General features: G+C 67.7%; 18 protein-coding genes. 6 read left to right on the top strand and 12 right to left on the bottom strand.

Annotation, left to right across the window (positions count from 1 at the left end; genetic code table 11):
* The first annotated feature begins 51 nt into the window (after positions 1-51).
* The 4 genes from dnaJ (at position 52) to DFR41_RS08045 (ending at position 6490) form a co-directional block, all read left to right on the top strand.
* Positions 52-1197: a molecular chaperone DnaJ gene (gene dnaJ, locus DFR41_RS08060; RefSeq protein WP_017759143.1), complete on the top strand. Its 1146-nt coding sequence runs from the start codon at positions 52-54 to the stop codon at positions 1195-1197.
* Positions 1198-1674: 477 nt separating this feature from the next.
* On the top strand, positions 1675-3597 hold the full coding sequence (locus tag DFR41_RS08055) for a PrkA family serine protein kinase (RefSeq protein WP_017759142.1): 1923 nt from the start codon (positions 1675-1677) through the stop codon (positions 3595-3597).
* Between the two features lie 34 nt (positions 3598-3631).
* Positions 3632-4918 carry a YeaH/YhbH family protein gene (locus DFR41_RS08050; RefSeq protein WP_114802365.1) on the top strand — a complete coding sequence of 429 codons (1287 nt, stop codon included), beginning with the start codon at positions 3632-3634 and terminating at the stop codon, positions 4916-4918.
* A 33-nt stretch (positions 4919-4951) separates the two neighbouring features.
* Positions 4952-6490: a SpoVR family protein gene (locus DFR41_RS08045; protein WP_211322562.1), complete on the top strand. Its 1539-nt coding sequence runs from the start codon at positions 4952-4954 to the stop codon at positions 6488-6490.
* A 6-nt stretch (positions 6491-6496) separates the two neighbouring features.
* Here the strand turns inward: DFR41_RS08045 and DFR41_RS08040 are convergent, their stop codons facing one another.
* From DFR41_RS08040 to DFR41_RS07990, 12 genes are all read right to left on the bottom strand, one after another.
* A complete protein-coding gene (locus DFR41_RS08040; RefSeq protein WP_114802537.1) occupies positions 6497-7546 on the bottom strand; it encodes an adenosine deaminase in 1050 nt (349 codons plus the stop codon).
* 66 nt (positions 7547-7612) lie between these two features.
* Entirely contained in the window at positions 7613-8101 is a 489-nt protein-coding gene (locus tag DFR41_RS27330; protein ID WP_147284326.1) for a hypothetical protein, read from the bottom strand.
* A 7-nt stretch (positions 8102-8108) separates the two neighbouring features.
* Positions 8109-8546 carry a hypothetical protein gene (locus DFR41_RS08035; RefSeq protein ID WP_244917692.1) on the bottom strand — a complete coding sequence of 146 codons (438 nt, stop codon included), beginning with the start codon at positions 8544-8546 and terminating at the stop codon, positions 8109-8111.
* A 262-nt stretch (positions 8547-8808) separates the two neighbouring features.
* Positions 8809-9981: a BMP family ABC transporter substrate-binding protein gene (locus DFR41_RS08030; RefSeq protein WP_114802362.1), complete on the bottom strand. Its 1173-nt coding sequence runs from the start codon at positions 9979-9981 to the stop codon at positions 8809-8811.
* A gap of 56 nt (positions 9982-10037) precedes the next feature.
* Entirely contained in the window at positions 10038-10958 is a 921-nt protein-coding gene (locus tag DFR41_RS08025; RefSeq protein WP_017759136.1) for an ABC transporter permease, read from the bottom strand.
* Positions 10959-11047: 89 nt separating this feature from the next.
* Positions 11048-12187: an ABC transporter permease gene (locus DFR41_RS08020; RefSeq protein ID WP_114802361.1), complete on the bottom strand. Its 1140-nt coding sequence runs from the start codon at positions 12185-12187 to the stop codon at positions 11048-11050.
* A complete protein-coding gene (locus tag DFR41_RS08015; RefSeq protein ID WP_114802360.1) occupies positions 12174-13715 on the bottom strand; it encodes an ABC transporter ATP-binding protein in 1542 nt (513 codons plus the stop codon). The genes DFR41_RS08020 and DFR41_RS08015 overlap by 14 nt, the downstream gene beginning before the upstream one ends.
* A 74-nt stretch (positions 13716-13789) precedes the next feature.
* A complete protein-coding gene (locus DFR41_RS08010) occupies positions 13790-15091 on the bottom strand; it encodes an NCS2 family permease (protein WP_114802359.1) in 1302 nt (433 codons plus the stop codon).
* A 44-nt stretch (positions 15092-15135) separates the two neighbouring features.
* Positions 15136-16077, bottom strand: a complete 942-nt coding sequence (locus DFR41_RS08005) for a LysR family transcriptional regulator (RefSeq protein ID WP_017759132.1) — start codon at positions 16075-16077, stop codon at positions 15136-15138.
* 77 nt (positions 16078-16154) lie between these two features.
* Complete coding sequence (gene xdhB, locus DFR41_RS08000; RefSeq protein WP_017759131.1) at positions 16155-18587, bottom strand: xanthine dehydrogenase molybdopterin binding subunit; 2433 nt, start codon at positions 18585-18587, stop codon at positions 16155-16157.
* A 3-nt stretch (positions 18588-18590) separates the two neighbouring features.
* Positions 18591-20168: a xanthine dehydrogenase small subunit gene (gene xdhA / locus DFR41_RS07995; RefSeq protein ID WP_114802358.1), complete on the bottom strand. Its 1578-nt coding sequence runs from the start codon at positions 20166-20168 to the stop codon at positions 18591-18593.
* Between the two features lie 203 nt (positions 20169-20371).
* The gene (locus tag DFR41_RS07990; protein WP_017759129.1) at positions 20372-21298 is read right to left on the bottom strand and encodes a LysR family transcriptional regulator; all 927 of its coding nucleotides are present in this window, start codon (positions 21296-21298) and stop codon (positions 20372-20374) included.
* Between the two features lie 244 nt (positions 21299-21542).
* Here DFR41_RS07990 and DFR41_RS07985 point away from each other — a divergent pair, with 244 nt between their 5' ends.
* A complete protein-coding gene (locus DFR41_RS07985; protein ID WP_114802357.1) occupies positions 21543-23696 on the top strand; it encodes a thiamine pyrophosphate-dependent enzyme in 2154 nt (717 codons plus the stop codon).
* 44 nt (positions 23697-23740) lie between these two features.
* Entirely contained in the window at positions 23741-25366 is a 1626-nt protein-coding gene (locus DFR41_RS07980; protein ID WP_114802356.1) for an indolepyruvate oxidoreductase subunit beta family protein, read from the top strand.
* Position 25367 lies beyond the last annotated feature (1 nt).

Raw genomic sequence — 25367 nt, 5'->3', positions numbered from 1 at the left:
GGTGGTCCAGCCTCTTTTCGTTTTCCACCGAACCGCTTCCGCGCGAGTCCCATGGCAAGCAAACGCGACTACTACGAGGTCCTCGGCGTTCCCAAGAACGCGGGCGAGGACGAGATCAAGAAGGCCTATCGCAAGCTGGCGATGAAGTACCACCCTGACCGCAATCAGGGCGATGCCGCCACCGAGGCCGAGGCGAAGTTCAAGGAGGCTAAGGAGGCCTACGAGATGCTGTCGGACGCCGACAAGCGCGCGGCCTACGACCAGTACGGCCACGCCGGCGTCGACCCCAACATGCGCGGCGGCATGGGCGGCGGCCCGGAAGGCTTCGGCGGATTCGCCGAGGCCTTCGGCGACATCTTCGGCGACGTCTTCGGCGGCGGCGCGGGCGCCCGTCGTGGTGGCGGCCGCCAGGTGTTCCGCGGCAGCGACCTCAGCTACGCAATGGAGATCACGCTGGAAGAGGCGGCCGACGGCAAGGACGCGCAGATCCGCATTCCCAGCTGGGACGAATGCGGCACCTGCCACGGCAACGGCGCCAAGCCCGGCACCAAGCCGATCACCTGCACCACCTGCCACGGATCGGGCGCCGTTCAGATGCGCCAGGGCTTCTTCAGCGTGCAGCAGACCTGCCCGCAGTGCCGCGGCACGGGCAAGATCATTCCCGAGCCCTGCCCCACCTGCCATGGCCAGGGCAAGGTCAAGAACAACAAGACGCTGGAGGTGAAGATCCCTGCCGGCATCGACGACGGCATGCGCATCCGCAGCACCGGCAACGGCGAGCCAGGCACCAACGGCGGACCGCCCGGCGACCTGTACATCGAGATCCGGCTGAAGAAGCACGACGTCTTCGAGCGGGACGGCGACGACCTGCACTGCATGGTGTCGGTCAGCATGACCACCGCTGCGCTCGGCGGCGAGATCGAGGTGCCCACGCTGAAGGGCCCGGCCGCCATCGACATCCCCGAGGGCACACAGAGCGGCAAGCAGTTCCGCCTGCGTGGCAAGGGCATCAAGGGCGTGCGCTCCAGCTATCCGGGCGACCTGTACTGCCACATCCGCGTGGAGACGCCGGTCAAGCTCACCGAGTACCAGCGCAAGCTGCTCAAGGACCTGGACGAGTCGCTCAAGAAGGGCGGCGACAAGCACAGCCCGCAGGAGAAGGGCTGGCTGGACAAGGCCAAGGAGTTCTTCAGCTGACCCCGCGGGGAGGTGCTTCGTGCCCTCCTCTGCCACCGCTCAGGCGCTGCGCGACTCCGGTCGCCCAGCGCCTTTTTCGTGTTCCGGCCCAGCGCGCGCCGCGCCCGCAGCCGCCAGGAAGTGTTGTCGGCGGGCCACGCTCCCTTCGCTGGTTTCGCTGAGGTCCTCGGCCTACGCGCCTGTGGGCCGGCACCGACGGACGTAGGTCTTTCCCTCGATTCCTGCGGGTTTGCATGCATGGCTCCATCCAGCGGCACGTCTTTTGCGTATCAGCTGATGTGCCAGTCGGGGTGGAACTTCGGCCCGGCGTGCGGCCCGAAGAATTGGGCGGGTTTCGTCCCTTTCATCGAAGCGCGCGCCGCGCAAGGTTCTGCCGTATGCTGGAACCGCGTCTTGAGGAGTTTCCGGAGCCTGGCGGCCTGGTCATCCGCTGTGGCTCGATGTTGAATCCTGCCGACCCATTGGAGGTGTGCACCCATGGACGTCATCAGCAACTTCACCGCCCGGTACGAGCGCACGCGCGAAGAGGTCATGTCGCTGCAGGACTACCTGAACGTCTGCAAGCGCGACGCCACGGCCTACGCGACCGCCGCCGAGCGGATGCTGAAGGCCATCGGGGATCCGGAGGTGGTCGACACCCGCAACGACCCACGCCTGTCGCGGATCTTTGCGAACAAGGTCATCAAGATCTACCCGGCCTTCCGCGAGTTCTACGGCATGGAAGACGCCATCGAACAGGTGGTCTCGTACTTCCGCCACGCGGCACAGGGCCTCGAAGAAAAGAAGCAGATCCTTTACCTGCTGGGCCCGGTGGGCGGCGGCAAGAGCTCCATCGCCGAGCGGCTCAAGCAGCTGATGGAGCAGGTGCCCTTCTATGCCATCCAGGGCTCGCCGGTGAACGAGTCGCCGCTGGGCCTCTTCGATGCCGCCGAGGACGGCGAGATCCTGGAGAAGGAATACGGCATCCCCCGGCGCTACCTGCAGCGCATCCTTTCGCCCTGGGCCGTCAAGCGGCTGGAGGAGTACGGCGGCGACATCCGCCAGTTCAAGGTGGTCAAGCGCTACCCGTCGGTGCTCAAGCAGATCGCGGTGGCCAAGACCGAGCCAGGCGACGAGAACAACCAGGACATCAGCTCGCTGGTCGGCAAGGTCGACATCCGCAAACTGGAGACCTATGCGCAGGACGACCCCGACGCCTATAGCTACTCCGGCGGCCTGTGCCTGGCCAACCAGGGGCTGCTCGAATTCGTGGAAATGTTCAAGGCGCCGATCAAGGTGCTGCACCCGTTGCTGACGGCCACGCAGGAAGGCAACTTCAAGGGTACCGAAGGCTTCGGCGCCATTCCCTTCGACGGCGTGGTGCTGGCCCACAGCAACGAAAGCGAGTGGAAGGCCTTCCGCAACAACAAGAACAACGAGGCCTTCCTCGACCGCATCTACATCGTCAAGGTGCCGTACTGCCTGCGCGTCTCGGAAGAGATCCGCATCTACGACAAGCTGGTGCGCAACTCCTCGCTGGCCGCGGCGCCCTGCGCGCCCGGCACGCTGAAGATGATGGCCCAGTTCTCGGTGCTCACGCGGCTGAAGGAGCCGGAGAACTCCAACGTCTTCAGCAAGATGCAGATCTACGACGGCGAGAACCTGAAGGACACCGATCCCAAGGCCAAGTCGCTGCAGGAGTACCGCGACTACGCGGGCGTCGACGAGGGCATGAGTGGTGTCTCCACCCGCTTCGCCTTCAAGATCATCTCCAAGGTCTTCAACTTCGACAGCACCGAGGTTGCCGCCAATCCGGTGCACCTGATGTACGTGCTGGAGCAGCAGATCGAGCGCGAGCAGTTCCCGCCCGAGACCGAGCAGAAGTACATCGGCTACATCAAGGAGATGCTGGCGCCGCGCTATGCGGAGTTCATCGGCAAGGAGATCCAGACGGCCTACCTGGAGAGCTACTCCGAGTACGGCCAGAACATCTTCGACCGCTACGTGACCTATGCCGACTACTGGATCCAGGACCAGGAGTACCGCGATGTCGATACCGGCGAGGTCTTCGACCGCGCGGCCCTCAATGCCGAGCTGGAGAAGATCGAGAAGCCGGCCGGCATCTCCAATCCGAAGGACTTCCGCAACGAGATCGTCAACTTCGTGCTGCGGGCGCGGGCCAGCAACAACGGCCGCAACCCGACGTGGACCAGCTACGAGAAGCTGCGCACGGTGATCGAGAAGAAGATGTTCTCGAACACCGAGGAGCTGTTGCCGGTGATCAGCTTCAACGCCAAGAGCAGCGCCGACGAGCAGAAGAAGCACGAGGACTTCGTCACGCGCATGGTCGAGAAGGGCTACACGCCCAAGCAGGTGCGCCTGCTCTGCGAGTGGTACCTGCGCGTGCGCAAGTCGTCCTGACCAATCCTCTCCGCCACCATGGAGGTGCTGCACCTTGGCGATGTTCCAGCAGATCATTGACCGGCGCCTGTCGGGCAAGAACAAGTCGGTCGGCAACCGCGAGCGCTTCCTGCGCCGCTACCGCACGCAGATCCGCGACGCGGTGCGCAAGGCGGTCAGCGGCCGGGGCATCCGCAACCTGGAGGCGGGTGAGGACATCACGCTGCCCCGGCGCGACGTGTCCGAACCCACCTTCGGCCACGCGCAGGGCGGCAACCGCGAGTACGTGCATCCGGGCAACCAGGAGTACGTGCGCGGCGACCGCATCGAGCGGCCCAAGGGCCAGGGCGGCAGCGGCTCGGGCAGTGGCCAGGCCAGCGACAGCGGCGAAGGCGAGGACGATTTCGTCTTCCGCCTCACGCGCGAGGAGTTCATGCAGGTCTTCTTCGAGGACCTCGCCCTGCCCCACCTGATCCGCACGCAACTGGCCGAGGTGCCCGAGTGGAAGAGCCACCGCGCGGGCTTTACCAGCGACGGCACGCCCAACAACCTGCATGTGGTGCGCTCCATGCGTGGCGCACTGGCGCGGCGCATCGCGCTGGGTGGGCAGGACCGCAAGGACATCCGGGCGCTTGAAGCGCGCATCGCCGACCTGGCGCGCGAGCCTGAGCCCGATGCGGAGTTGATGAAGTCGCTGCAGGACGAGCTGGACGGCATCCGCCGCCGCGCGCGTCATGTGCCCTACATCGACCCCATCGACCTGCGCTACCGCAGCCGGGTGCGCACACCGGTGCCGAGCGCCAAGGCCGTGATGTTCTGCCTCATGGACATCTCCGGCTCCATGGACGAGGCGCGCAAGGACATGTCCAAGCGCTTCTTCATGCTGCTGTATCTGTTCCTCACCAAGCACTACGAGAAGATCGAACTCGTCTTCATCCGCCACCACACGCAGGCGCAGGAAGTGAGCGAGGACGACTTCTTCCATGCGACGGAGACCGGCGGCACCGTGGTCTCCAGTGCGCTGGTGCTGATGCGCGACATCATCCGCGCCCGCTACCCGAGCAGCGAATGGAACATCTACGGCGCGCAGGCCAGCGACGGCGACAACTGGCACCAGGACAGCGGCCGATGCCGCGAGTTGCTGGCCGATGCCATCCTGCCGCTGGTGCGCTACTACGCCTATGTGCAGGTGGCCGAGGCCGAGCAGAATCTGTGGCAGGAATACACGCAACTCGAAGACCGCTTCGGCCACTTCGCGATGCGCAAGGTGTCGAGCGCGCAGGACATCTACCCGGTGTTCCGCGAGCTGTTCAAGAAGGAAGGCGCGGCAGCCGCCGCCTAAGTGGGAATGAACCCGCCAGGAGCCAAGGACACGATGACCCCGTCCCGCCTGCCCCCCGTCTTCGAGCGCGCGCCCGAGCGCCTGCCCAGCCCGTCCGACTGGACCTTCGAGCTCATCGAGACCTACCACGACGAGATCGCCAGAACGGCGCGCGCCTTCGGCCTGGACACCTACCCGAACCAGCTGGAGATCATCTCGGCCGAGCAGATGATGGACGCCTACGCCAGCGTGGGCATGCCGGTGCTCTACCGCCACTGGTCCTACGGCAAGCAGTTCATCGCCACCGAAAAGAACTACCGCCGCGGCCACATGGGCCTGGCCTACGAGATCGTCATCAACTCCGACCCATGCATCTCCTACCTGATGGAGGAGAACACGATGGCCATGCAGTCGCTGGTGATCGCCCACGCGGCCTACGGCCACAACAGCTTCTTCAAGGGCAACTACCTCTTCCGCATGTGGACGGATGCCTCGTCCATCATCGACTACTTGGTCTACGCCAAGAACTACATTGCCGAGTGCGAGGAACGCCATGGCGTGGAGGCGGTGGAAGACTTGCTCGACTCCTGCCACGCGCTGATGAACTACGGCGTGGACCGCTATCGCCGGCCGCAGAAGCGTTCGCTGGCGCAGGAGAAGGAACGCCGCGCCGAGCGCGAGGCCTACATCCAGCGCCAGCTCAACGACCTGTGGCGCACGGTGCCACGCTCCGGTGCCGCGGCGCAGGACCCACAGGCGGCGCGCCGCTTTCCCGAGGAGCCGCAGGAGAACCTGCTGTACTTCATCGAAAAGAACGCCGCCCTGCTGGAGCCCTGGCAGCGCGAAGTGGTGCGCATCGTGCGCAAGGTGGCGCAGTACTTCTACCCGCAGCGCCAGACGCAGGTCATGAACGAGGGCTGGGCCACGTTCTGGCACTACACGCTGCTCAACACCATGTACGACCGCGGCCTGCTGGCCGACGGCTTCATGATCGAGTGGCTGAGCTCGCACACCGCCGTGGTCTACCAGCCGCCGGTGGGGCACCGCGCCTACAGCGGCATCAATCCCTACGCGTTGGGCTTCGCGATGTACAGCGACCTCAAGCGCATCTGCGAGAAGCCCACCGAGGAAGACCGGCAGTGGTTCCCCGACATCGCCGGCTCCAACTGGCTGACGACGCTGGACTACGCCATGCGCAACTTCAAGGACGAGAGCTTCGTCGGCCAGTTCCTGAGCCCGAAGGTCATGCGCGACTTCCGCTTCTTTGCGATACGCGACCATGAGGCCGATCCGGAACTGGAAGTGGCCGCCATCCACGACGAAGCCGGCTACCGGGCCCTGCGCGAATCGCTCGCGCGACAGTACGACCTGGGTAGCCGCGAGCCCGACATCCAGGTCTGGAATGTGGATCTCCGCGGCGACCGCTCACTGACGCTGCGCCACACGCAGCGCAACGGTCGGCCGCTGCATGAAGAGACGCCCGAGGTGCTCAAGCACGTCGCGCGGCTCTGGGGCTTCGACGTCCACCTGGAAAGCGTCGACGACAAGGGGCGGGTGGGGTATCGCAAGACGGTGAGCCCGAAGCGCAGCTGATCATCGTCAGCGGAAGCTGGCGAAGCAATGAGCCAGCTCATCTCTCCATTGCTTCTTGGCCGCTACATCGGCAAAGCTACCTTCAAAGCTGTTGGCGGCGAGTTGCCAGGCCTGCTTCGCGTCCAAGCCCGTGGCCGCGAAGGTCTGCAAGAAGTTCTCGTTCATGTAGCCACCGAAGTAGGCCGGGTCGTCCGAGTTCACGGTGGCGATCAGGCCCGCGTCGAGCAACTGCCCCAGGTTGTGCTGCGACAACTGGGGGAACACGCAGAGCTTGAGGTTGGACAGCGGGCAGACCGTCAGAGGAATGCGGTCGGCGGCCAGGCGCTTCATCAGCGCCGGGTCCTTGGTGCTCTGCACGCCGTGGTCGATGCGCTCGACCTTGAGGACATCGAGCGCGCTCCACACATAGGCGGGCGGGCCTTCCTCCCCGGCATGCGCGACGAGGTGAAGGCCCAACTCGCGGCAGCGCGCGAAGACGCGGGCGAACTTCTCGGGCGGATGGCCGACCTCGCTCGAATCGAGGCCCACGCCGATGAACTGGTCCCGGAAAGGCAACGCCTGCTCCAGCGTCTCGAAGGCCGACTCCTCACTGAGATGGCGCAGGAAGCACAGGATCAGCGCCGCATCCACGCCCAGCGCCGTCTTGGCGTCCACGCACGCCCGGTGCAGGCCGCCGATCACCGTGGCCATCGACACGCCGCGCTCCGTGTGGGTCTGCGGATCGAAGAACATCTCGGCGCGGCGCACGTTGTCGGCCGCCGCGCGCTGCAGGTAGGCCCAGGCCATGTCGTAGAAATCCTGCTCAGTGAGCAGCACGCTGGCGCCGGCGTAGTAGATGTCCAGAAAGCTCTGCAGATTGGTGAAGGCATAGGCCTTGCGCAGCTCTTCCACGCTGGCATAGGGGATGGTCACGCCATTGCGCTGCGCCAGCGCGAAGATCAGTTCAGGCTCCAGCGAGCCTTCGATATGCATGTGCAGTTCGGCCTTGGGCATGATGCCCAACAACTCAGGAAGGCGCTCGGCGGGGATGGCGGCGGTATCGAAGGGCAGGCTCATGGTGGGAATGGGGTCGGCAATCGCGATGCCCAAGCATAAGCCGCGCCGTCCCCAGCGGGCACCCGCTCATTCGAAGCGTGCGAGCAGCCTCTCGGTGCAGGTGGGCTCCACGTCGTAGCCGAAATACATGTAGAGGTGTGCCTTCGGACGACCTCGTTCCATCAGCAGAAGATGCGCACCTTCGTTGCTGGTGCAGACCGTGGGCATCGGGTTGCGAACTTTTCCCTTGAACGGGCCCGTCCATGCGGCGCCGATGAAGGGCACGCCATTGATCAGATCTGACGCTGGCAATTGGTACGAATACACGTGCTCCTCGTTCAACTGATCGGTGACGCGGGACGAATCCGGTAGCGTATTGAGTACCCGCAATTTCACGCAACACCGGGGCCGTCCGCTGGAGTCAGGAAATTGGCTTTGAATCTCGTCACCCGGCGCCAGCACGCGGGTCGTGAATAGCTCGCGCTTGCCGTCAGGCAACACCTGCACAAAAGCTGGTTCCGCGCGTGCGAGGGCGGCTGTAAGCCCAAGGATGGCAAGCAGTACAAGTCGCTGCATTAGAGCCTCAATGGCCGTTGTCGGACCAGTGGGGGCGATCAACGCGATGCTTCATGACGCCATAGCTCTCACCCACTTCGTACAGATCACTTTCCGTCTTGATCGGAATGTCAGCGCCCGACGCATCCTTAACAGTCTTGTTGCGCAGACCAGAAATCGTCATGTCAATCGCTGCGCGTTCCGTGTGCCGTGTGAGCAAGGCCGGCGGATAGACGATGTCGTAGGCTGCCGCCATTGCTCGGGCTGCAGCGAGTGATGCTTCGTTCGCCCCATGATCCCATTCGATGTCCACTCCGGCCATGGAAGGTACACGATCCGGCGCAACGCTGCCTCTTGCTATTGCTGCAGCGTAGTGCATGAGATACGCACGCTCTCTCGGGCGATAGGTGGCCGAAATGCGCACGGTCCCGCCTGCAGCCTGGATGGCGCTAATGAATCTGTTCACGTTGCCTCTGAAAGGAGCTGCTAGGTCGTCGCAAGATGTGCTGGTTGGAAATCTTGAAACCCATCGAATTCCGCTCAATTCCTTTCTGCTGGTTGTGACTGCGCCGGTGTTTGTCGCTTGAGTTGCCATCGTGCTTTCCCTGATGTGCGAATTCCGAAGCGGGCATGAGCGTGCCCATCAGCATCATCGCGTGTCAGAGGCAGGAGACACCCAACGAAAAAGGCCACCCGAAGGTGGCCCCGTGATGTTTTCAGCAGCGTGCTTACTTCTTTTCGCCGCCTGGCACCTTGCCTTCGACGCCCTTGACGTAGAAGTTCACGCCCGACAGGAACTTGTCGTCAGCGGCTGCGCCGGCGGCGATGAGTTCCTTGCCGTCCTGGCCGACGATCGGGCCCTTCCAGATCTGGAAGGTGCCATCCTTCAGGCCCTTCTTGACCTCGTCGACCTTGGCCTTGATGTCGGCCGGCACGTCGTCGGCCACGGAAACCAGGTCGATCGCGCCTTCCTTCACGCCCCACCAGGTCTGGCCGGTGGTCCAGGTGCCATCCAGCACGTCCTTGGTGGCCTTGATGTAGTACGGGCCCCAGTTGATCACGGCCGAGGCCAAGTGGGCCTTGGGACCGTAGGCGGTCATGTCGCTGTCCCAGCCGAAGGCGCGCTTGCCCTTCTCTTGCGCGGTCTTGAGCACGGCCGGCGAATCGGTGTTCTGGAACAGCACGTCGGCACCGCCGTTGATCAGGGCAGTGGCAGCCTCGGTTTCCTTGGGCGGGCTGAACCATTCATTGACCCACACCACGTTGGTGGTGATCTTGGGGTTCACCGACTGGGCACCCAGCGTGAAGCTGTTGATGTTGCGCAGCACCTCGGGGATCGGCACCGAGCCCACCACGCCCAGCTTGTTCGACTTGGTCATGGCGCCAGCGATGATGCCGGCCATGTACGCGCCTTCGTAGGTGCGGCTGTCGTAGGTGCGCATGTTCTCGGCCGTCTTGTAGCCGGTGGCATGCTCGAATTTCACGTCCTTGGCGTCGCCGGCGACCTTGAGCATGGGCTCCATGTAGCCGAAGGTGGTGCCGAAGATCAGCTTCTTGCCCTGGCCCACGAAGTCGCGGAACACGCGCTCGGCATCGGCCGACTCGGGCACGCTCTCGACGAAGGTGGTCTTGATCTTGTCGCCGAATTCCTTCTCGAGCGCCTTGCGGCCGTTGTCGTGGGCGAAGGTCCAGCCGCCATCACCCACCGGGCCCACGTAGGCGAAGGCGATCTCCAGGGGTGCCGTCGAAGCCGGAGCGGGCGCGGCGGCGGTGGGCGCGGGCGCCGCGGGTGCTGCCGCAGCAGGCGCCTCTTCCTTCTTGCCGCAGCCCACCAGGGCGGCCGCAGCCGCGGCGGAGATGGCGGCGAGCTTGAGCAGCGAGCGCTTGTTCAGATCGGTCATTGTCTAAAGGTCCTTGGCAGCAAGACGTTGAGGGAGGTGAAAAAATGCAGCGCGCATTATGAGCCGGGGTAGAACGGTTTCCCGATCGAGGCCGGCATGTTGACGCGGATGAAGGCGGGGTTGCGCGAGATCAGCGCCAGCACCACGATGGTGGCCACGTAGGGCATCATGGCCAGGAACTGGCTGGGCACGTCGACGCCCACGCTCTGCAGGTGGAAGCCCAGTTGCGTCACGCCGCCAAAGAGGTAGGCGCCCAGCAGCACCCGCAGGGGCCGCCAGGTGGCGAAGGTGGTGAGCGCCAGCGCGATCCAGCCACGGCCGGCCACCATGTTCTCCACCCACAGTCCCGTGTAGACCACCGACAGGTAGGCGCCCGCCAGACCGCACAGCGCGCCGCCGGCCATGACTGCCATCAGCCGGATGCGCCGCACCGGATAGCCCAGCGCGTGCGCCGACTCGGGCGACTCGCCCACCGAGCGCAGCACCAGCCCGGCCCGCGTGCGGTACAGGAACCAGATCAGCGCGAAGGTGAGCGCCACCGCGAAGTACACCAGCGGATGGTGGCGGAACAGCGCCGGCCCGATGAAGGGAATGTCGCCCAGCACAGGGATGGCGAAGGCCATGCCGCCTGGCGCCTTGGCCTGCACGTAGTTGATGCCGACGAAGGCCGAGAAGCCCACGCCGAAGAGCGACAGCGCGAGGCCCGTGGCGTACTGGTTGGTGTTGAGCCAGATCACCAGCACGCCGAACAGGCCCGCCAGCAGCGCACCCACCGCCATGCCGGCCGCAAAGCCGATCCAGGCGTTGTGCGTGTGCACATAGGCCGCGAAGCCGCCGATGGCGGCGCACAGCATCATGCCCTCGGCGCCGAGGTTGACGATGCCGGCCTTCTCGTTGATGAGCAGACCGAGCGCGGCGATGGCCAGCACGGTGCCGGCGCTGAGCATGGCGCCCAGGAGGAGTGCGTAGCTTTCCATTCAGGCCTCCCGACGGGCCGCCCCAAGGGAGGCCTGCGCCCCCTCGGGGGGCTGCGAATACACGAAGTGATGAGCGTGGGGGTTCATGTTCAGGCCTCCTTGACTTGGGGGACGACATCCGGCGTCGATACCTGCAGCGACGAGGTGCCTGCCGCGGGCGAGACCGGCCGCGCCGCGGCCTTCACGCGCACCCGGTACGCCACCAGCGTGTCGCAGGCCAGCAGCGTGAACAGCAGCAGGCCCTGGAACACCGCCGTCAGCGACTTGGGCAGGCCCAGACGGGACTGCGCCAACTCGCCGCCGATGTAGAACATGCTCATCAGGATGGCCGAGAACACCATGCCCACCGGATGCAGCCGCCCGACGAAGGCCACGATGATGGCCGCGAAGCCGTAGCCTGCGGGCACATAGGGCGTGAGCTGCCCGATGGGGCCGGCCACTTCGAGCGCACCGGCCAGGCCGGCCGCGGCGCCCGAGGTCAGCAGCGCGATCCACACCGCACGCCGGGCCGAGAAGCCCGCGTAGCGCGCCGCCGCCGGCGCCAGCCCGCCCACCTGCTGCGCGAAGCCCAGCCGGGTGCGGAACAGGAAGACCCACAGCGCCGCCACGCCCACCAGAGCGATCACCACGCCGATGGTCACGCGCGAGCCCTTCATGAGCCGCGGGATCTGCGTCACCGACTCGAAGGTCTTGGTCTGCGGAAAGTTGTAGCCCATCGGGTCCTTCCACGGTCCGCCCACCAGCCACAGCAGCAGCAGCGTGGCCACGTAGACCAGCATCAGGCTGGTGAGGATCTCATTGGCATTGCACACGTCCCGCAGCCAGGCCACGATGGCCGCCCACAGCATGCCGCCCAGAACGCCGGCTATCAGGATGGCCGGCACGATCCACGGGCCGGTGTTCTTGTCGGCCAGCAGCGCCATGCCGCCCGCGGCGATGGCGCCCAGCACGAACTGCCCCTCGGCACCGATGTTCCACACATTGGAGCGGAAGCACACCGCCAGCCCCAGCGCGATGACCAGCAATGGCGTGGCCTTCACCAGCAGCTCGCCAATGGCATAGCTGCTCTTGATCGGCTCCCAGAAGAAGACCTGCAGCCCCCGCACCGGGTCCTTGCCCAGCGCGGCGAACAGGATCACGCCGATCACCACGGTGATCAGCAGCGCCAGGATGGGCGAGCCGTAGCTCCAGAAACGCGACAGCTGCGGCCGCAACTCAAGCTTGAGCATGGATGCCCTCCTCCTCCGCGCGCGAAGCCGCGCCCTCCCACAGTCCGCTCATCCATTCGCCGATCTGCGGCACGGTGGCCGCCGCCCGGTCGATGGAAGGCGACAGCCGCCCCTTGGCGATCACATGCAGCCGGTCGCTGATCTCGAACAGCTCGTCCAGCTCCTCGCTGACCACCAGCACGGCACAGCCCGCGTCGCGCAGCGCCAGGATCTCGGCGCGGATCAGCGCCGCGGCGCCCACGTCCACGCCCCAGGTCGGCTGCGACACGATGAAGAGCTTGGGGCTGGCGTCAATCTCGCGGCCGACGATGAACTTCTGCAGGTTGCCGCCCGACAGCGACTTGGCCGCCGACTGCGGCCCGCCGGCCTTGACCTTGAAGCGCTCGATGATGGCGCGGGCCTGCTGCTCCAGCTGGCCGATGCGCAGCCAGCCGCCGCTGCCCACCGCGTCGTCGCGCGTCAGCAGCAGGTTATGCGCGAGGCCCAGCGTGGGCACGGCGCCGCGGCCCAGCCGCTCTTCAGGCACGAAATGCAGGCCCAGCCTGCGGCGCGCCCGCGGCCGCAGCCGGCCCGCGCCCTGGCCGAAAAGGCGGACCATGCCGGGCTCGGCCCGCACGTCCTCGCCCGACAGGGCGTAGAGCAACTCCTTCTGGCCGTTGCCGGACACGCCGGCGATGCCCACCACCTCGCCTGCGCGCACCTGCAGCGAGACGCCGTCCAGGTCCACGCCGAACTGGTCTTCGCGCGGCAGGCTCAGACGCTCGACCGCCAGCGCCACCTCGCCCACGTTGGACGGCCGGTGCGTCAGCGGCGGCGGCTCGGCGCCGATCATCAGGCGCGACAGCGACTCGTTGGTCTCCTGCTGCGGATTGCACACGCCCGTGACCTTGCCGCCGCGCAGCACGGTGCAGGCGGTGCACAGCTCGCGGATCTCGTGCAGCTTGTGGCTGATGTAGAGGATGGAGCAGCCCTCGGAGGCCAGCTTCTTGAGCACCACGAAGAGCTTCTGCACGGCCTGCGGCGTCAGCACCGAGGTGGGCTCGTCCAGGATGAGCAGCTTGGGGTCGGTGAGCAGCGCGCGGATGATCTCCACCCGCTGCATCTCGCCCACCGACAGGGTATGGACCGGCCGCAGCGGGTCGATCTCCAGCCCGTATTCGCCGGCCTTGGCCACGATACGACGCGTGACCTCGGCCAGCGCCAGGCTCTTGTCCAGGCCCAGCCACACGTTCTCTGCCACCGTCAGCGTGTCGAACAGGCTGAAGTGCTGGAACACCATGCTGATGCCCAGCTGACGCGCCTCCTGCGGATTGCGGATCGCCACCGGCTGGCCGTTGAAGTTCACCGTGCCCTCGTCCGGCTTGACCGAGCCGTAGATGATCTTCATTAGCGTGGACTTGCCGGCGCCGTTCTCGCCCAGCACGGCATGGGTTTCGCCGGGCTGCACGATGAGCGACACGTCGCTGTTGGCGACCACCGAGGGATAGCGCTTGGTGATGTGCGCGAGCTGGAGTCTGGGGGGGGACATGGGGGGTGGCCTTCGGGGGTCGCTCTTTTAAGAAAAACGGTGAATGCTAGTCGCCTGGGGCCGGCCCGGATAGGTCAGTGACCCGGCAGGTAGATGTACTTGAACAGGAAGATCCCGCCGATGACCCACACCATCCAGTGCGCCTCCCGCGCCCGGCCGGTGATCAGCTTCAGCACCGCATAGCTGATGAAACCGAAGGCCAGGCCATTGGCGATGGAATAGGTGAAGGGCATCGCCAGCGCGGTGATGGCCGCGGGGATGACCTCGGTGGTCTCGTTCCAGTCCAGTTCGGTCAAGTCCCTGAGCATCAAACATGCCACGAAGAGCAGGGCCGGCGCCGTCGCATAGGCCGGCACCACGCCGGCCAGCGGCGCGATGAACAGGCAGGCCAGGAAGAGCACGGCCACCGTCAGCGCCGTCAGGCCCGTGCGGCCGCCCGCCTGCACGCCTGCCGCGCTCTCGACATAGGCCGTGGTGCTGGAGGTGCCCAGCAGCGAGCCCGCGAAGATGGCGCCCGAATCGGCCAGCAGCGCCTTGTTGAGCCGGTCCATCTTGCCCGGCACCAGCAGGCCGGCGCGCTTGGCCACGCCCATCAGCGTACCGGTGGCATCGAACAGCTCGACCAGGAAGAACACCAGGATCACGTTGAGGATGCCGCCGGCCAGCGCACCCCTGATGTCCAGCTGCAGCAGCGTGGGCGCGATGGAGGGCGGCGCCGACACCACGCCCTTGAACTGGTTGCCCGCGAAGAAGAAGCTGGCCAGCGTCACGGCCACGATGCCGATCAGGATGGCGCCCGGCACCTTGAGCCGGTCCAGCGTCACGATCAGGAAGAAGCCCAGCACCGCCAGCACGGCCGCGGGCTGGTGCAGGTCGCCCAGCGTGACGTACGTGGCCGGGGAGGCGGCGACGATGCCCGCGCTCTTGAGCGCGATCAGCGCCAGGAACAGGCCGATGCCCACCGTGATGGCATAGCGCAGCGACAGCGGGATGCCGCGGATGATCAGCTCGCGGATGCGGAACAGCGTCACCAGCAGGAAGAGGCAACCCGAGACGAACACCGCCCCCAGCGCTGCCTGCCAGGTGAAGCCCATGTGCTGCACCACCCCGTAGGCGAAGTAGGCGTTCAGACCCATGCCCGGCGCCAGCGCGATCGGGTAGTTGGCATACAGGCCCATGATGGCCGAGCCCAGGGCGGCGATCACGCAGGTGGCGACGAAGACGGCCTCCTTCGGCATCCCCGCGTCGCCCAGGATCGAGGGGTTGACGAAGATGATGTAGGCCATCGTGAGGAAGGTGGTCAGGCCGGCCAGCAGCTCGGTGCGCACGGTCGTGCCGTGCTCCTGCAGCTTGAACAGCCGCTCGATCGCATTCATGGGTTTGTCTCCGGTGTTGTTGTGGATGAGGAAAGCGAAGGGAATCAGGGGGCGCCGGGCTGCCGCAGCGAGGCGGCCGCGTTCTTGACCTGCTCGCGCAGCCATTGCGCCGCACTCGACGAATGCGTGCGCTCGTGCCACAGCTGGTAATAGAGCAGGCGGGGCAAGGTGGCCGGGCAGTCGAGGATGCGCACCGGCAGCTGCTGGGCGAAGCGCTCGCAGAACTGGCGGCCGGTGGTCAGCACCAGCAGGCTGCTGGCCACCATCTGCGGAATCAGGCTGAAGTGCGCGCAGCGCGCCGTGATGTTGCGCTGGCGGCCGATGGCGTCGAGCATCTGGTCGATGATCCCGCGCGCGCCCGGGTGCGTGGGCGTCGGCGCAATGTGCTCGGCCTCCAGCCAGGTCTCGAAGTCCCAGCCGCGGCGCACCGCGGGGTGCTCCTGACTCACCATCGACACGACCTCGTCGCCGAAGAGGCGCGACATGTGCAGGTCTTCTGGCGGCTTGAGCCAGTTGCCGATCACCAGGTCCAGCGTGCCTTCGGCCAGGTGGGCGTGGTAGTCGGAATCGGACGAGAGCGGATGGATCTCGATGCGCGTGAGCGGTGCCAGCCGCTTGATCTGCGTCACCACGAGCGGCAGGAACAGCGGATCGAGGTAGTCGTTGGCGGCGATGCGGAAGGTGGTGGCCGCCGTCTGCGGATCGAAGCCGCGCACGTCCGAGAACAGCATCTCGGCGGCGCGCAGGATGCTGGCCGCGGGCTCGATCATGCGCAACCCCGCCTCGGTGGGCACCATGCCGGAGCCCGAGCGCACCAGCAGCGGGTCGCCCGACAGCTCGCGCAGCCGCTTGAGCGCGGCCGAGACGGCCGGCTGGTACATGCCCAGCCGCAGGGCAGCGCGCGAGACGCTGCGGTCGGTGAGCACGGTGTAGAGCACCCGGATGAGGTGCAGATCGATCTTGTCGAAGAGGGCCTGGTCTCGCATGGGGCCTCACTCTGCCAGAGACAGGCGGCGCCCGGCCCCGTGGCGGGGCCATGGCGACGACGGCCCCGGCCGAACGATCAGGCGGCGGCGGGAGCGGACTGGACCGCGTTCAACGCACGCAGGATGGCCTCGCTGGTGGCCGGTGCCCGCAGCGGCGGATCGACCCGGTGGCCGCCCGCGGCCGACACGGCGTCGCGGATGGCGAAGAACACCGAGAAGGGCAGCAGCAGCGGCGGCTCGCCCACGGCCTTGCTGCGGTGGATGGAGTCCTCGGCATTGGGGCCATCGAAGAGCCGCACGTTGAACACCGGCGGGCAGTCGTTGGCCGTGGGGATCTTGTAGGTGCTGGGCGCGTGCGTCAGCAGCTTGCCGTTGCCCGGGTGCCAGACCAGCTCCTCGGTGGTGAGCCAGCCCATGCCCTGGATGAAGGCGCCCTCGACCTGGCCGATGTCCACCGCGGGGTTGAGCGAACGGCCGGCGTCGTGCAGCACGTCGGCACGCATCAGCTTCCACTCGCCGGTCAGGGTGTCGATCACCACCTCGCTCACGGCGGCACCATAGGCGAAGTAGTAGAAGGGATGGCCCTGCATGGTCTGTGCGTTCCAGTGCAGGCCGGGCGTGCTGTAGAAGCCGTCGGACCACAGCTGCACCCGGTCGGTATAGGCCTCGGCCACGAGCGTGGCGAAGGTGAGTTCGCGCCCGGCCACCTGCACCTTGCCATTGGCGAATTGCACCGCGTCGGGCGTGCCCCCATGGCGGCGCGCGGCGAAGTCGGCAAGCCGCTCGCGGATCTGGCGGGCCGCGTCCTGCGCGGCCTTGCCGTTGAGGTCGGCGCCGGTCGATGCGGCCGTGGCCGAGGTGTTGGCCACCTTGGTCGTGTCGGTGGCCGTGGCGCGCACACGCTCGAATTCCACGCCCAGTTCATGCGCCACCACCTGCGCCACCTTGGTGTTCAGGCCCTGGCCCATCTCGGTGCCGCCGTGGTTCACGAGGATGGAGCCGTCGGTGTAGACGTGCACCAGCGCCCCGGCCTGGTTGAAGTGCGGCACGTTGAAGCTGATGCCGAACTTGATCGGCGTGAGCGCCATGCCGCGCTTGAGCACCGGGCTCTTGGCGTTGAAGGCCGCGATGGCCTCGCGACGCTCGCGGTAGCTGCTCGAATCCTCGAGCTGGCCGACAAGCTCGTGGATCACGTTGTCGCGCACCGTCTGGCCATAGGGCGTGACGTTGCGCTCGGTCTTGCCGTAGAAGTTGGCGCGGCGCACGTCGAGCGCATCGCGGCCGAGCTGGCGGGCGATGGAGTCCAGCACGTACTCCACCGCGATGGCGCCCTGCGGCCCGCCGAAGCCGCGGAAGGCGGTGTTGCTCTGGGTGTTGGTGCGGCCCGAGAAGCCGTGCATGCTCACCTCGGGCAGCCAGTAGGCGTTGTCGAAGTGGCACAGGGCACGGGTCATCACCGGGCCCGAGAGGTCGGCCGAATGGCCGGCGCGCGAGACCATGCTGATCTCGGCCCCAAGGATGCGACCCTCGTCGTCGAAGCCCACCTCGTACTCGTACCAGAAGCAGTGCCGGCGGCCGGTGATCAGGAAGTCGTCGTCGCGATCCGGGCGCAGCTTGACCGGCCGGCGCAGCTTGTTGGCCGCCACGGCGGCGATGCAGGCGAACAGGCCGGACTGCGATTCCTTGCCGCCGAAGCCGCCACCCATGCGCCGGCATTCGATGTGCACCTCGTTGGAATGCAGGTGCAGCGCATGCGCCACCAGGTGCTGCATCTCTGTGGGATGCTGGGTCGAGCAGTAGACCTGCATCGTCCCGCCCTCTTTCGGGATGGCGTAGCTGATCTGGCCTTCGAGGTAAAACTGTTCCTGGCCCCCGACGTCGAGTTCGCCCTTCAGGCGATGCGGCGCGGCCTGAATGGCGGCACGCACGGCCAGCCCCTTGTCGCTGCGAGCCAGGTGCATGGGCGGCACCACGTACTCGCCGCGGGCATGGGCCTGCTGCGGCGTCAGCACCGGCTCGGCCGGCACCACGCGGGCGGCTTCCTTGGCGCGCCCGGCGGCGCGGCGGGCCTCGGTGCGGGTGCGGGCGATGACGGCAAAGAGTGGCTGACCCAGGAAGCGGATGTCACCGTCGCACAGAAAAGGATCGTCATGCACGATCGAGCCGCAGTCGTTGGCGCCCGGAATATCGTCGGCCACGATCACGTCCACCACGCCGGGCATGGCGCGGATGGCGTCCAGGTCCAGCCCTTCCAGCCGGCCGGCCGCCACGGGCGACAGGCCCAGCGCGCAATGCAGCGTGCCGGCCAGCTCGGGCAGGTCGTCGGTGTAGGTGGCCTCGCCGGCCACGTGCAGATGGGCGGATTCGTGCGGGCGGCTGATGCCCACGCGGGCGCCCTGGGCCAGGGCCTGGGCTTCGGCCCGGGTGTCGATGCGGGCGGCCGTGTTGGCGGCGTAGTCGGCGAAGGCCTCGGCGGACTGCAGCAGGGCGGGGTCGATCGGCTTGTTCATCGTTCAGGCTCCGAAGGCAGGGGCGTGAGGCATCACCGTCCAGACGCTGGTCTCCTGCGCCTCCAGCGGCTCGTCGGCGCGCGTCTCCAGCCAGAAGCGCTGCAGCAGGTTCTGCGCCACCTGCAGCCGGTAGTCGGCCGAGGCGCGCAGGTCGGTCATCGGCTTGAAGTCCTGGGCGAGTGCGGCCTTGGCGGCTTCGACGGTCTGCTGGGTCCAGGGCTTGCCGACGAGGGCGGCCTCGGCCTGGGTGGCACGGCGCACGATGGCGGCCATGCCGCCGTAGGCCAGGCGGATGCTGCGCACCACCTCGCCGTCCAGCTCCAGCGCGAAGCCGGCGCACAGGGCCGAGATGTCGCAGTCGAAGCGCTTGCTGATCTTGTAGCCGCGCAACTGGCGCTCGAACGCCGACAGCGGCAGCGCGATGCCCTGTACGAACTCGCCGCTCTGCAGCTGGTTCTTCATGTAGTCGACGTAGAAGTCGGTCAGGGGCATGCGGCGCACGCAGTGGCCCTTGCGCAGTTCCACCTCCGCATCGAGCGCCATGAGGATGGGCGGCGAGTCGCCGATGGGCGAGCCGTTGGCCACGTTGCCACCCAGCGTGCCCGCATGGCGGATGGGCGGCGAGGCGAAGCGCAGCCACATGTCCTGCAGCGAGGGCGCGCGCTGCACGATGGCGGACCAGGCGTCTTCCAGCGAGACGGCGGCGCCGATCCACAGCTCGTCCTGCTCCACCACGTCGATGCGCTTGAGCTCGGGCACGTTGCCGATGTAGAGGATGTCGCCCAGGTCGCGGAACTGCTTGTTGACCCACAGGCCGATGTCGGTGGAGCCGGCCAGCAGCCGCGCCTGCGGCTTGGCCACGCGCAGTTCGGCGAAGGCCTCCAGGCTGACGGGTGCGTGGAAGTGGTCAGTGCGGTGGCCGAGCGGCGCGGCGTAGTCGAAGGTGGCGTCGGTGCGCAGGGCCTGCAGGGCCTGCACCACGGGGGCGGTATCCAGCCTGACCGGCGGCAGGTCGAACATCTTCTGGCCGGCGTCGAGGATGGGCCGATAGCCCGTGCAGCGGCACAGGTTGCCCGACAGCTCGTCGGCCAGCTGCTGGCGCGTCGGCCGGCTGCCGCGGGCGCCGTGCTGCTCGTAGCTGGCCCACATCGACATCACGAAGCCCGGTGTGCAGAAGCCGCATTGCGAACCGTGGCAGTCCACCATCGCCTGCTGCACCGGATGCAGTTGCTGGACAGGGTGCTTGGAATGACGCTCGCCGTCGTGCACGCAGGCCGTCTGCGCCTTGAGGTCTTCGACGGTGAACAGCGCCTTGCCATGCAGCGTGGGCAGGAACTGGATGCAGGCGTTGACCGTCTGCAGCTTCAGCCCGCCGACGGCGCCGGATTCACCTTCGGCGGCCAGTTCGCCGATCACCACGGTGCAGGCGCCGCAGTCGCCCTCGTTGCAGCCTTCCTTGGTGCCGGTGCAGCGCGCGTCCTCGCGCAGCCAGTCGAGCACGGAGCGCGTGGGATGCACGCCGTCGACCGCCACCACGCGGCCGCGGTGGAAGAACTGGATGGGTTGGGTGGAGGTGCTCATGGATCTCGTGGGGGCAGCGAAGCCGCAGGCGGCGCGGCGATGGGCGAAGTTAGTCGGAGTCGAGCTTACGCGGATACGCCCTGGGCCATAGAGGCCATCCGCCAATCGTTATGCGCCGCGCGTGGGCACCCTCGCCATGCACCGTGGCGTCACCTGCGCGCCCCATGCTGGTGCCGCAGGCCCTGCGGCGGTGCAGCATCCGGTCAGGCCGGCAGGCCGGTGTCCTCGCCGAACAGGCGCACGATCTCGCCGCGCAGCCAGCGATTGGGCGCATCGTCCTCGAAGCGGCGGCTCCAGTGCAGGGCCACGCCGAAATCGCGCAGGGGAAAGTCGGGTTCGACGATGGCGAAGCCGGCGCCTTCGCCGAAGCTGCGCGCGATGTTGCGCGGCATGACCACCGCCAAGTCGGTCTCGCGCACGATGGCGGGCAGCACCATGAAATGCTCGGTCACCAGCCGCACGCGGTCCTCCAGCTCCATGAGCTGCAGGATGCGCAGGGTGTCGGCATGCGAACGCACCGCCACGAAGTCCAGCCCCTGCAGTGCCGCCAGCAACGCCTTGCCGCGCAAGGCGCGCTGGGCGAAGGGATGGCCGGCGCGCACGAGCACGATGTAGCGGTCGTTCAGCAGGTGCTGGTGACGCGTGTCCTTCACCTTGGGCAGGAAGCCGAAGGCCAGGTCGATGCGGCCCTCGTCCAGCGCGGCGGCGATGTCCTGCGGGCGCAGCGGCAGCGTCTCCAGCCGCACACCGGGCGCCAGGGCGCGCAGGTGCTCCATCAAGGGCGGCAGGAAGCGGCCCTCGCCGATGTCGCTCATGTGGATGCGGAAGGTCTTGCGCGAATGGGCCGGGTCGAAGCGCTCGGGCTCGGCCACGGCCTCGTCCAGCGTGGCGAGCGCCGCCCGCACGGCCGGGGCCAGCCGCTCGGCCCGCGGCGTGGGAGCGACACCGCCGGCCACCCGGGTGAACAGCGCGTCGCCCAGCGCCAGCCGCAGCCGGGTCAGGCCGTGACTGACCGCCGGCTGGGTCAGGCCCAGGGCCTCTGCGGCGCGGCTTACGTTGTGGGTGCGGTGCACGGCATCGAAGACGCGCAGCAGGTTCAGATCCAGCTTTTCCATATGCACGTCGTTCATAACACTTAGCGGCTCCATTGCATTGAGGGCATGCCCGATGCGCCGGACACTGCGCAGTGCCGGTTGGCGATGCCGTTCGCCCTGAGCTTGTCGAAGGGTGGGTGCCCAGGCTTCGACAAGCTCAGCCCGAACGGATTTGGGTTGACTCAGCCCGAACGGTCCTGGGTCGACTGGCCCGCATCACGCACGCTGCCGCCGCCCCAGGACGGGCGGCCATGAAGCCCCACGACGGAGAGACAAGAACATGGAAGTTTCCTTCAGCAAGGAAGTGCAGGCGCTGCGCCTGGGCGCGGGCCAGACCTTCCACGGCGAGGGCATCCTGGCCATCACCAAGGGGCTGCTGCAGGCCGGCGTGGCCTACGTGGGCGGCTACCAGGGCGCGCCGGTGTCGCACCTGCTGGACGTGATGGTGCAGGGCCGCGACTACATGCAGGAGCTCGGCGTGCACGTGGAGGCCTGCTCGAACGAGGCCTCGGCCGCGGCCATGCTCGGCGCCTCGATCCACTATCCGCTGCGCGGCGCCGTGACCTGGAAGTCCATCGTCGGCACCAACGTGGCGGCCGATGCGCTCTCCAACCTCTCGTCGCCCGGTGTGACCGGCGGCGTGCTGATCGTCGTGGGCGAGGATTACGGCGAAGGCGCCAGCGTGATCCAGGAGCGCACCCATGCCTATGCGCTCAAGTCCAGTCTTTGCCTGCTCGACCCGCGGCCGCACCTGCCGACGATGGTGCGTATGGTGGAGGAAGGCTTTAACCTCTCCGAAGCGTCCAGCATGCCCTGCATGATGGAGTTGCGCATCCGCGCCTGCCATGTGCGCGGCAGCTTCGACTGCAAGGACAACCGCGCGCCCGCCGTCAGCACCCGCAGCCTGATGGAGGAGCCGGCCCGCTTCGACTACGAGCGGCTGGCCCATCCGCCCGTGACCTTTGGCCACGAGAAGCGCAAGAGCGCCGAGCGCATCCCGGCGGCCCAGCGCTACATCGCCGAGCATGGCCTGAACGAGCTGATGGCGGGAAGGCGCGAGGACCTGGGCATCGTGGTGCAGGGCGGGCTTTACAACGCCCTCATCCGCGCGCTGCAGCAGCACGGCCTGGCCGATGCCTTCGGCCAGAGCGAGATCCCGATCCTGGTGCTCAACGTCACCTACCCCCTGGTGCCAGACCAGATCGTGCAGTTCGCCGCCGGCAAGCGCGCCCTGCTGGTGGTGGAGGAAGGCCAGCCCGAGTACATCGAGCAGGACATCGCCACCCTGCTGCGCCGCCGCGACCTGCAGACGCCACTGCACGGCAAGGACCTGCTCCAGATGGCCGGCGAGTACACCACCGAGGTGCTGACCCGCGGCCTGGCCGCCTTCGCCGCCCGCTACATGCCCGAGGGCGCCGGCCAGGCCGGCAGCGACTGGCTGGCCGCCAACGACGCGCGCCGCCGCGCTGTGGCCGAGCTGCTCGGCAAGCCGCTGCCGGGCAGGCCGCCGGGCTTCTGCATCGGCTGCCCGGAACGACCGGTCTTCTCCGCCCTCAAGCTCGCGCAGCAGGAGGTGGGCAAGGTGCACATCGCGGCCGACATCGGCTGCCATGCCTTCGGCACCTTCGAGCCCTTCAGCGGCGGCCATTCGATCCTGGGCTACGGCATGAGCCTGGCCAGCCGCGCGGGCGTCTCGCCCATGATGCAGCGGCGGGTGCTGTCGATCATGGGCGACGGCGGCTTCTGGCACAACGGGCTGCTCACGGGCGTGCAGAGCGCCCTCTTCAACGGCGACGACGCGGTGCTGCTGATCTTCAAGAACGGCTACACCAGCGCCACCGGCACGCAGGACATCATCTCCACGCCCGACGAGGACACCAAGGCCCGCGCCGAGGACAAGCAGCAGAGCCTGGCCCACAAGAACCACACGATCGAGGACACGCTGCGCGGGCTGGGCGTGAAATGGATGCGCACCGTCCACACCTACGAGGTGGCGACCATGCGGGCCACGCTGACCGAGGCGTTCACCACGTCCTTCGAGGGCCTGAAGGTCATCATTGCCGAAGGCGAATGCCAGCTGGAGCGCCAGCGCCGCATCAAGCCCTGGATCGCGCAGCTGCTCAAGAAGGGCGAGCGCGTGGTGCGCGTGAAGTACGGCGTGGACGAGGACGTGTGCAACGGCGACCACGCCTGCATCCGCCTGTCGGGCTGCCCCACGCTCACGCTCAAGGACAACCCCGATCCGCTCAAGGTGGACCCGGTGGCCACCGTCATCGACGGCTGCGTGGGCTGCGGCCTGTGCGGCGCCAATGCCCATGCGGCCACGCTGTGCCCCAGCTTCTACCGGGCCGAGGTGGTGCAGAACCCGCGCTGGCACGAGCGGCTGCTGCACGGCCTGCAGTCGGCGCTGGTGCGCGCGCTGCGGCCTGCCTGAACACGCTTGCCATGTCGACGCCCTCTTCCACCACTGCGCCCGCGATGACCCACGCCAACACCCAACGCCCCCTCACCCTGCTGCTGTGCGCCCTGGGCGGCGAGGGCGGCGGCGTGCTCACCGAATGGCTGATCGAGGCCGCGCGCCATGCCGGTTATGCGGCGCAAAGCACCTCGGTGCCCGGCGTGGCCCAGCGCACCGGCGCCACCACCTACTACGTCGAGGTCTTCCCGGTGCCGCTGGCGCAGCTGCAGGGCCGCCAGCCGGTGTTCAGCCTGGTGCCGGCCCCGGGCGCGCTGGACGTGATCGTCTCCTCCGAACTGCTGGAGACCACGCGCCAGATCGCCAACGGCATGGCCGACCCGGCGCGCACGCAGGTCATCACCTCCTCCAGCCGCAGCCTGACGACGTCCGAACGCATGGCGCTGGGCGACGGTCGGGCCGACCCGGCGCAGCTGCTGGAGGTGGTGCGCCGCTTCAGCCGCGCGCACCAGGTGCTGGACATGGTGACGATGGCCCGCGAATGCGGCACCGTCATCAGCAGCATCATGTACGGCGCCATCGCCGGCAGCGGCGTGCTGCCCTGGCCGCGCGCGGCCTTCGAGGCCGCCATCCACGATCCCGCCACGGGCAAGAAGCCAGGAGCGATGGCGGCGGCCAGCCTGCGCGGCTTCGCCCGGGCCTACGAGACCGTGAATGCGCCGCGCCAGCAGGCGGCCTTCGTCGACGCACTGCTGAAAGACCCGGCGGTGAAAGCCACCGAAGCGCCGACGCCGCCCGCCGACCTGGCCAGCCGCTTTCCGCTCGCCGTGCACGAGATGCTGGCCTTGGGCCATGCGCGCACGCGGGAGTACCAGGATGCCGCCTACGCGCGCCGCTACACGGACCGCCTGGCGCGCGTGCTCGATGCCGAACGCGCAACCGACCCCTCGGGCGCACAGGGCTGGGCCGTCACCCGCGAGATGGCCCGCTGGCTGGCCCTGTGGATGGCCTTCGACGACATCGTGCGCGTGGCCGCGCTCAAGGCCCGCGCGAGCCGCGCCGACCGCGTGCGCACCGAGGTCAAGGCCGGCGAGGCCGACCTGCTGCGCGTCTACGACCACTTCAAGCCCGGTGTGCCGGAATTCGCCGCCCTGCTGCCCCCCGCCCTCGCCCTCCGGCTGCAGGACTGGGACCGCGCCCGCCAGCGCCGCGGCCAGTCGCCGTGGGCCCTGCCGCTGAAGGTGGGCAGCCATTCGGTCGTCGGCATGGCGTCGCTGCGGCTGCTGGCCAGCCTGCGCCGCCTGCGCCCCATCGGCAGCCGCTTCGCCGAGGAGCAGCGGCTGATCGAGCACTGGCTCGCCGCCGTCGAGGCCGGCGCGCGCGAGGACTGGGCCCTGGGCCATGAACTCGCGCTGTGCGGCCGGCTGATCAAGGGCTACGGCAGCACCAACGAGCGCGGGAAGGCCAACCTGCTGCACATCGTCGACCACCTGGCGCGCAGCCCCGGCCGCACGCCGGCCGAGCGGGCGCAGGCCATTGCCAAAGCCCGCGAGGCCGCGCTGGCCGACGAGGCCGGCACCGCCCTCGACGCCACGCTGCGGGCCCACGGCGCGCCGCCGCGTCCGGTGGCCGAGCAGCCGATCCGCTGGATGCGCCGGCCGCCGCGCTCCCAAGGCCAGGGTGCCTGAG

The sequence above is a fragment of the Pseudacidovorax intermedius genome (assembly GCF_003350475.1).
GTDB lineage: Bacteria > Pseudomonadota > Gammaproteobacteria > Burkholderiales > Burkholderiaceae_C > Xenophilus > Xenophilus intermedius.
The sequence above is the reverse complement of the archived record's forward strand: the minus strand, read 5'-3'. Positions and strand labels throughout refer to the sequence as shown.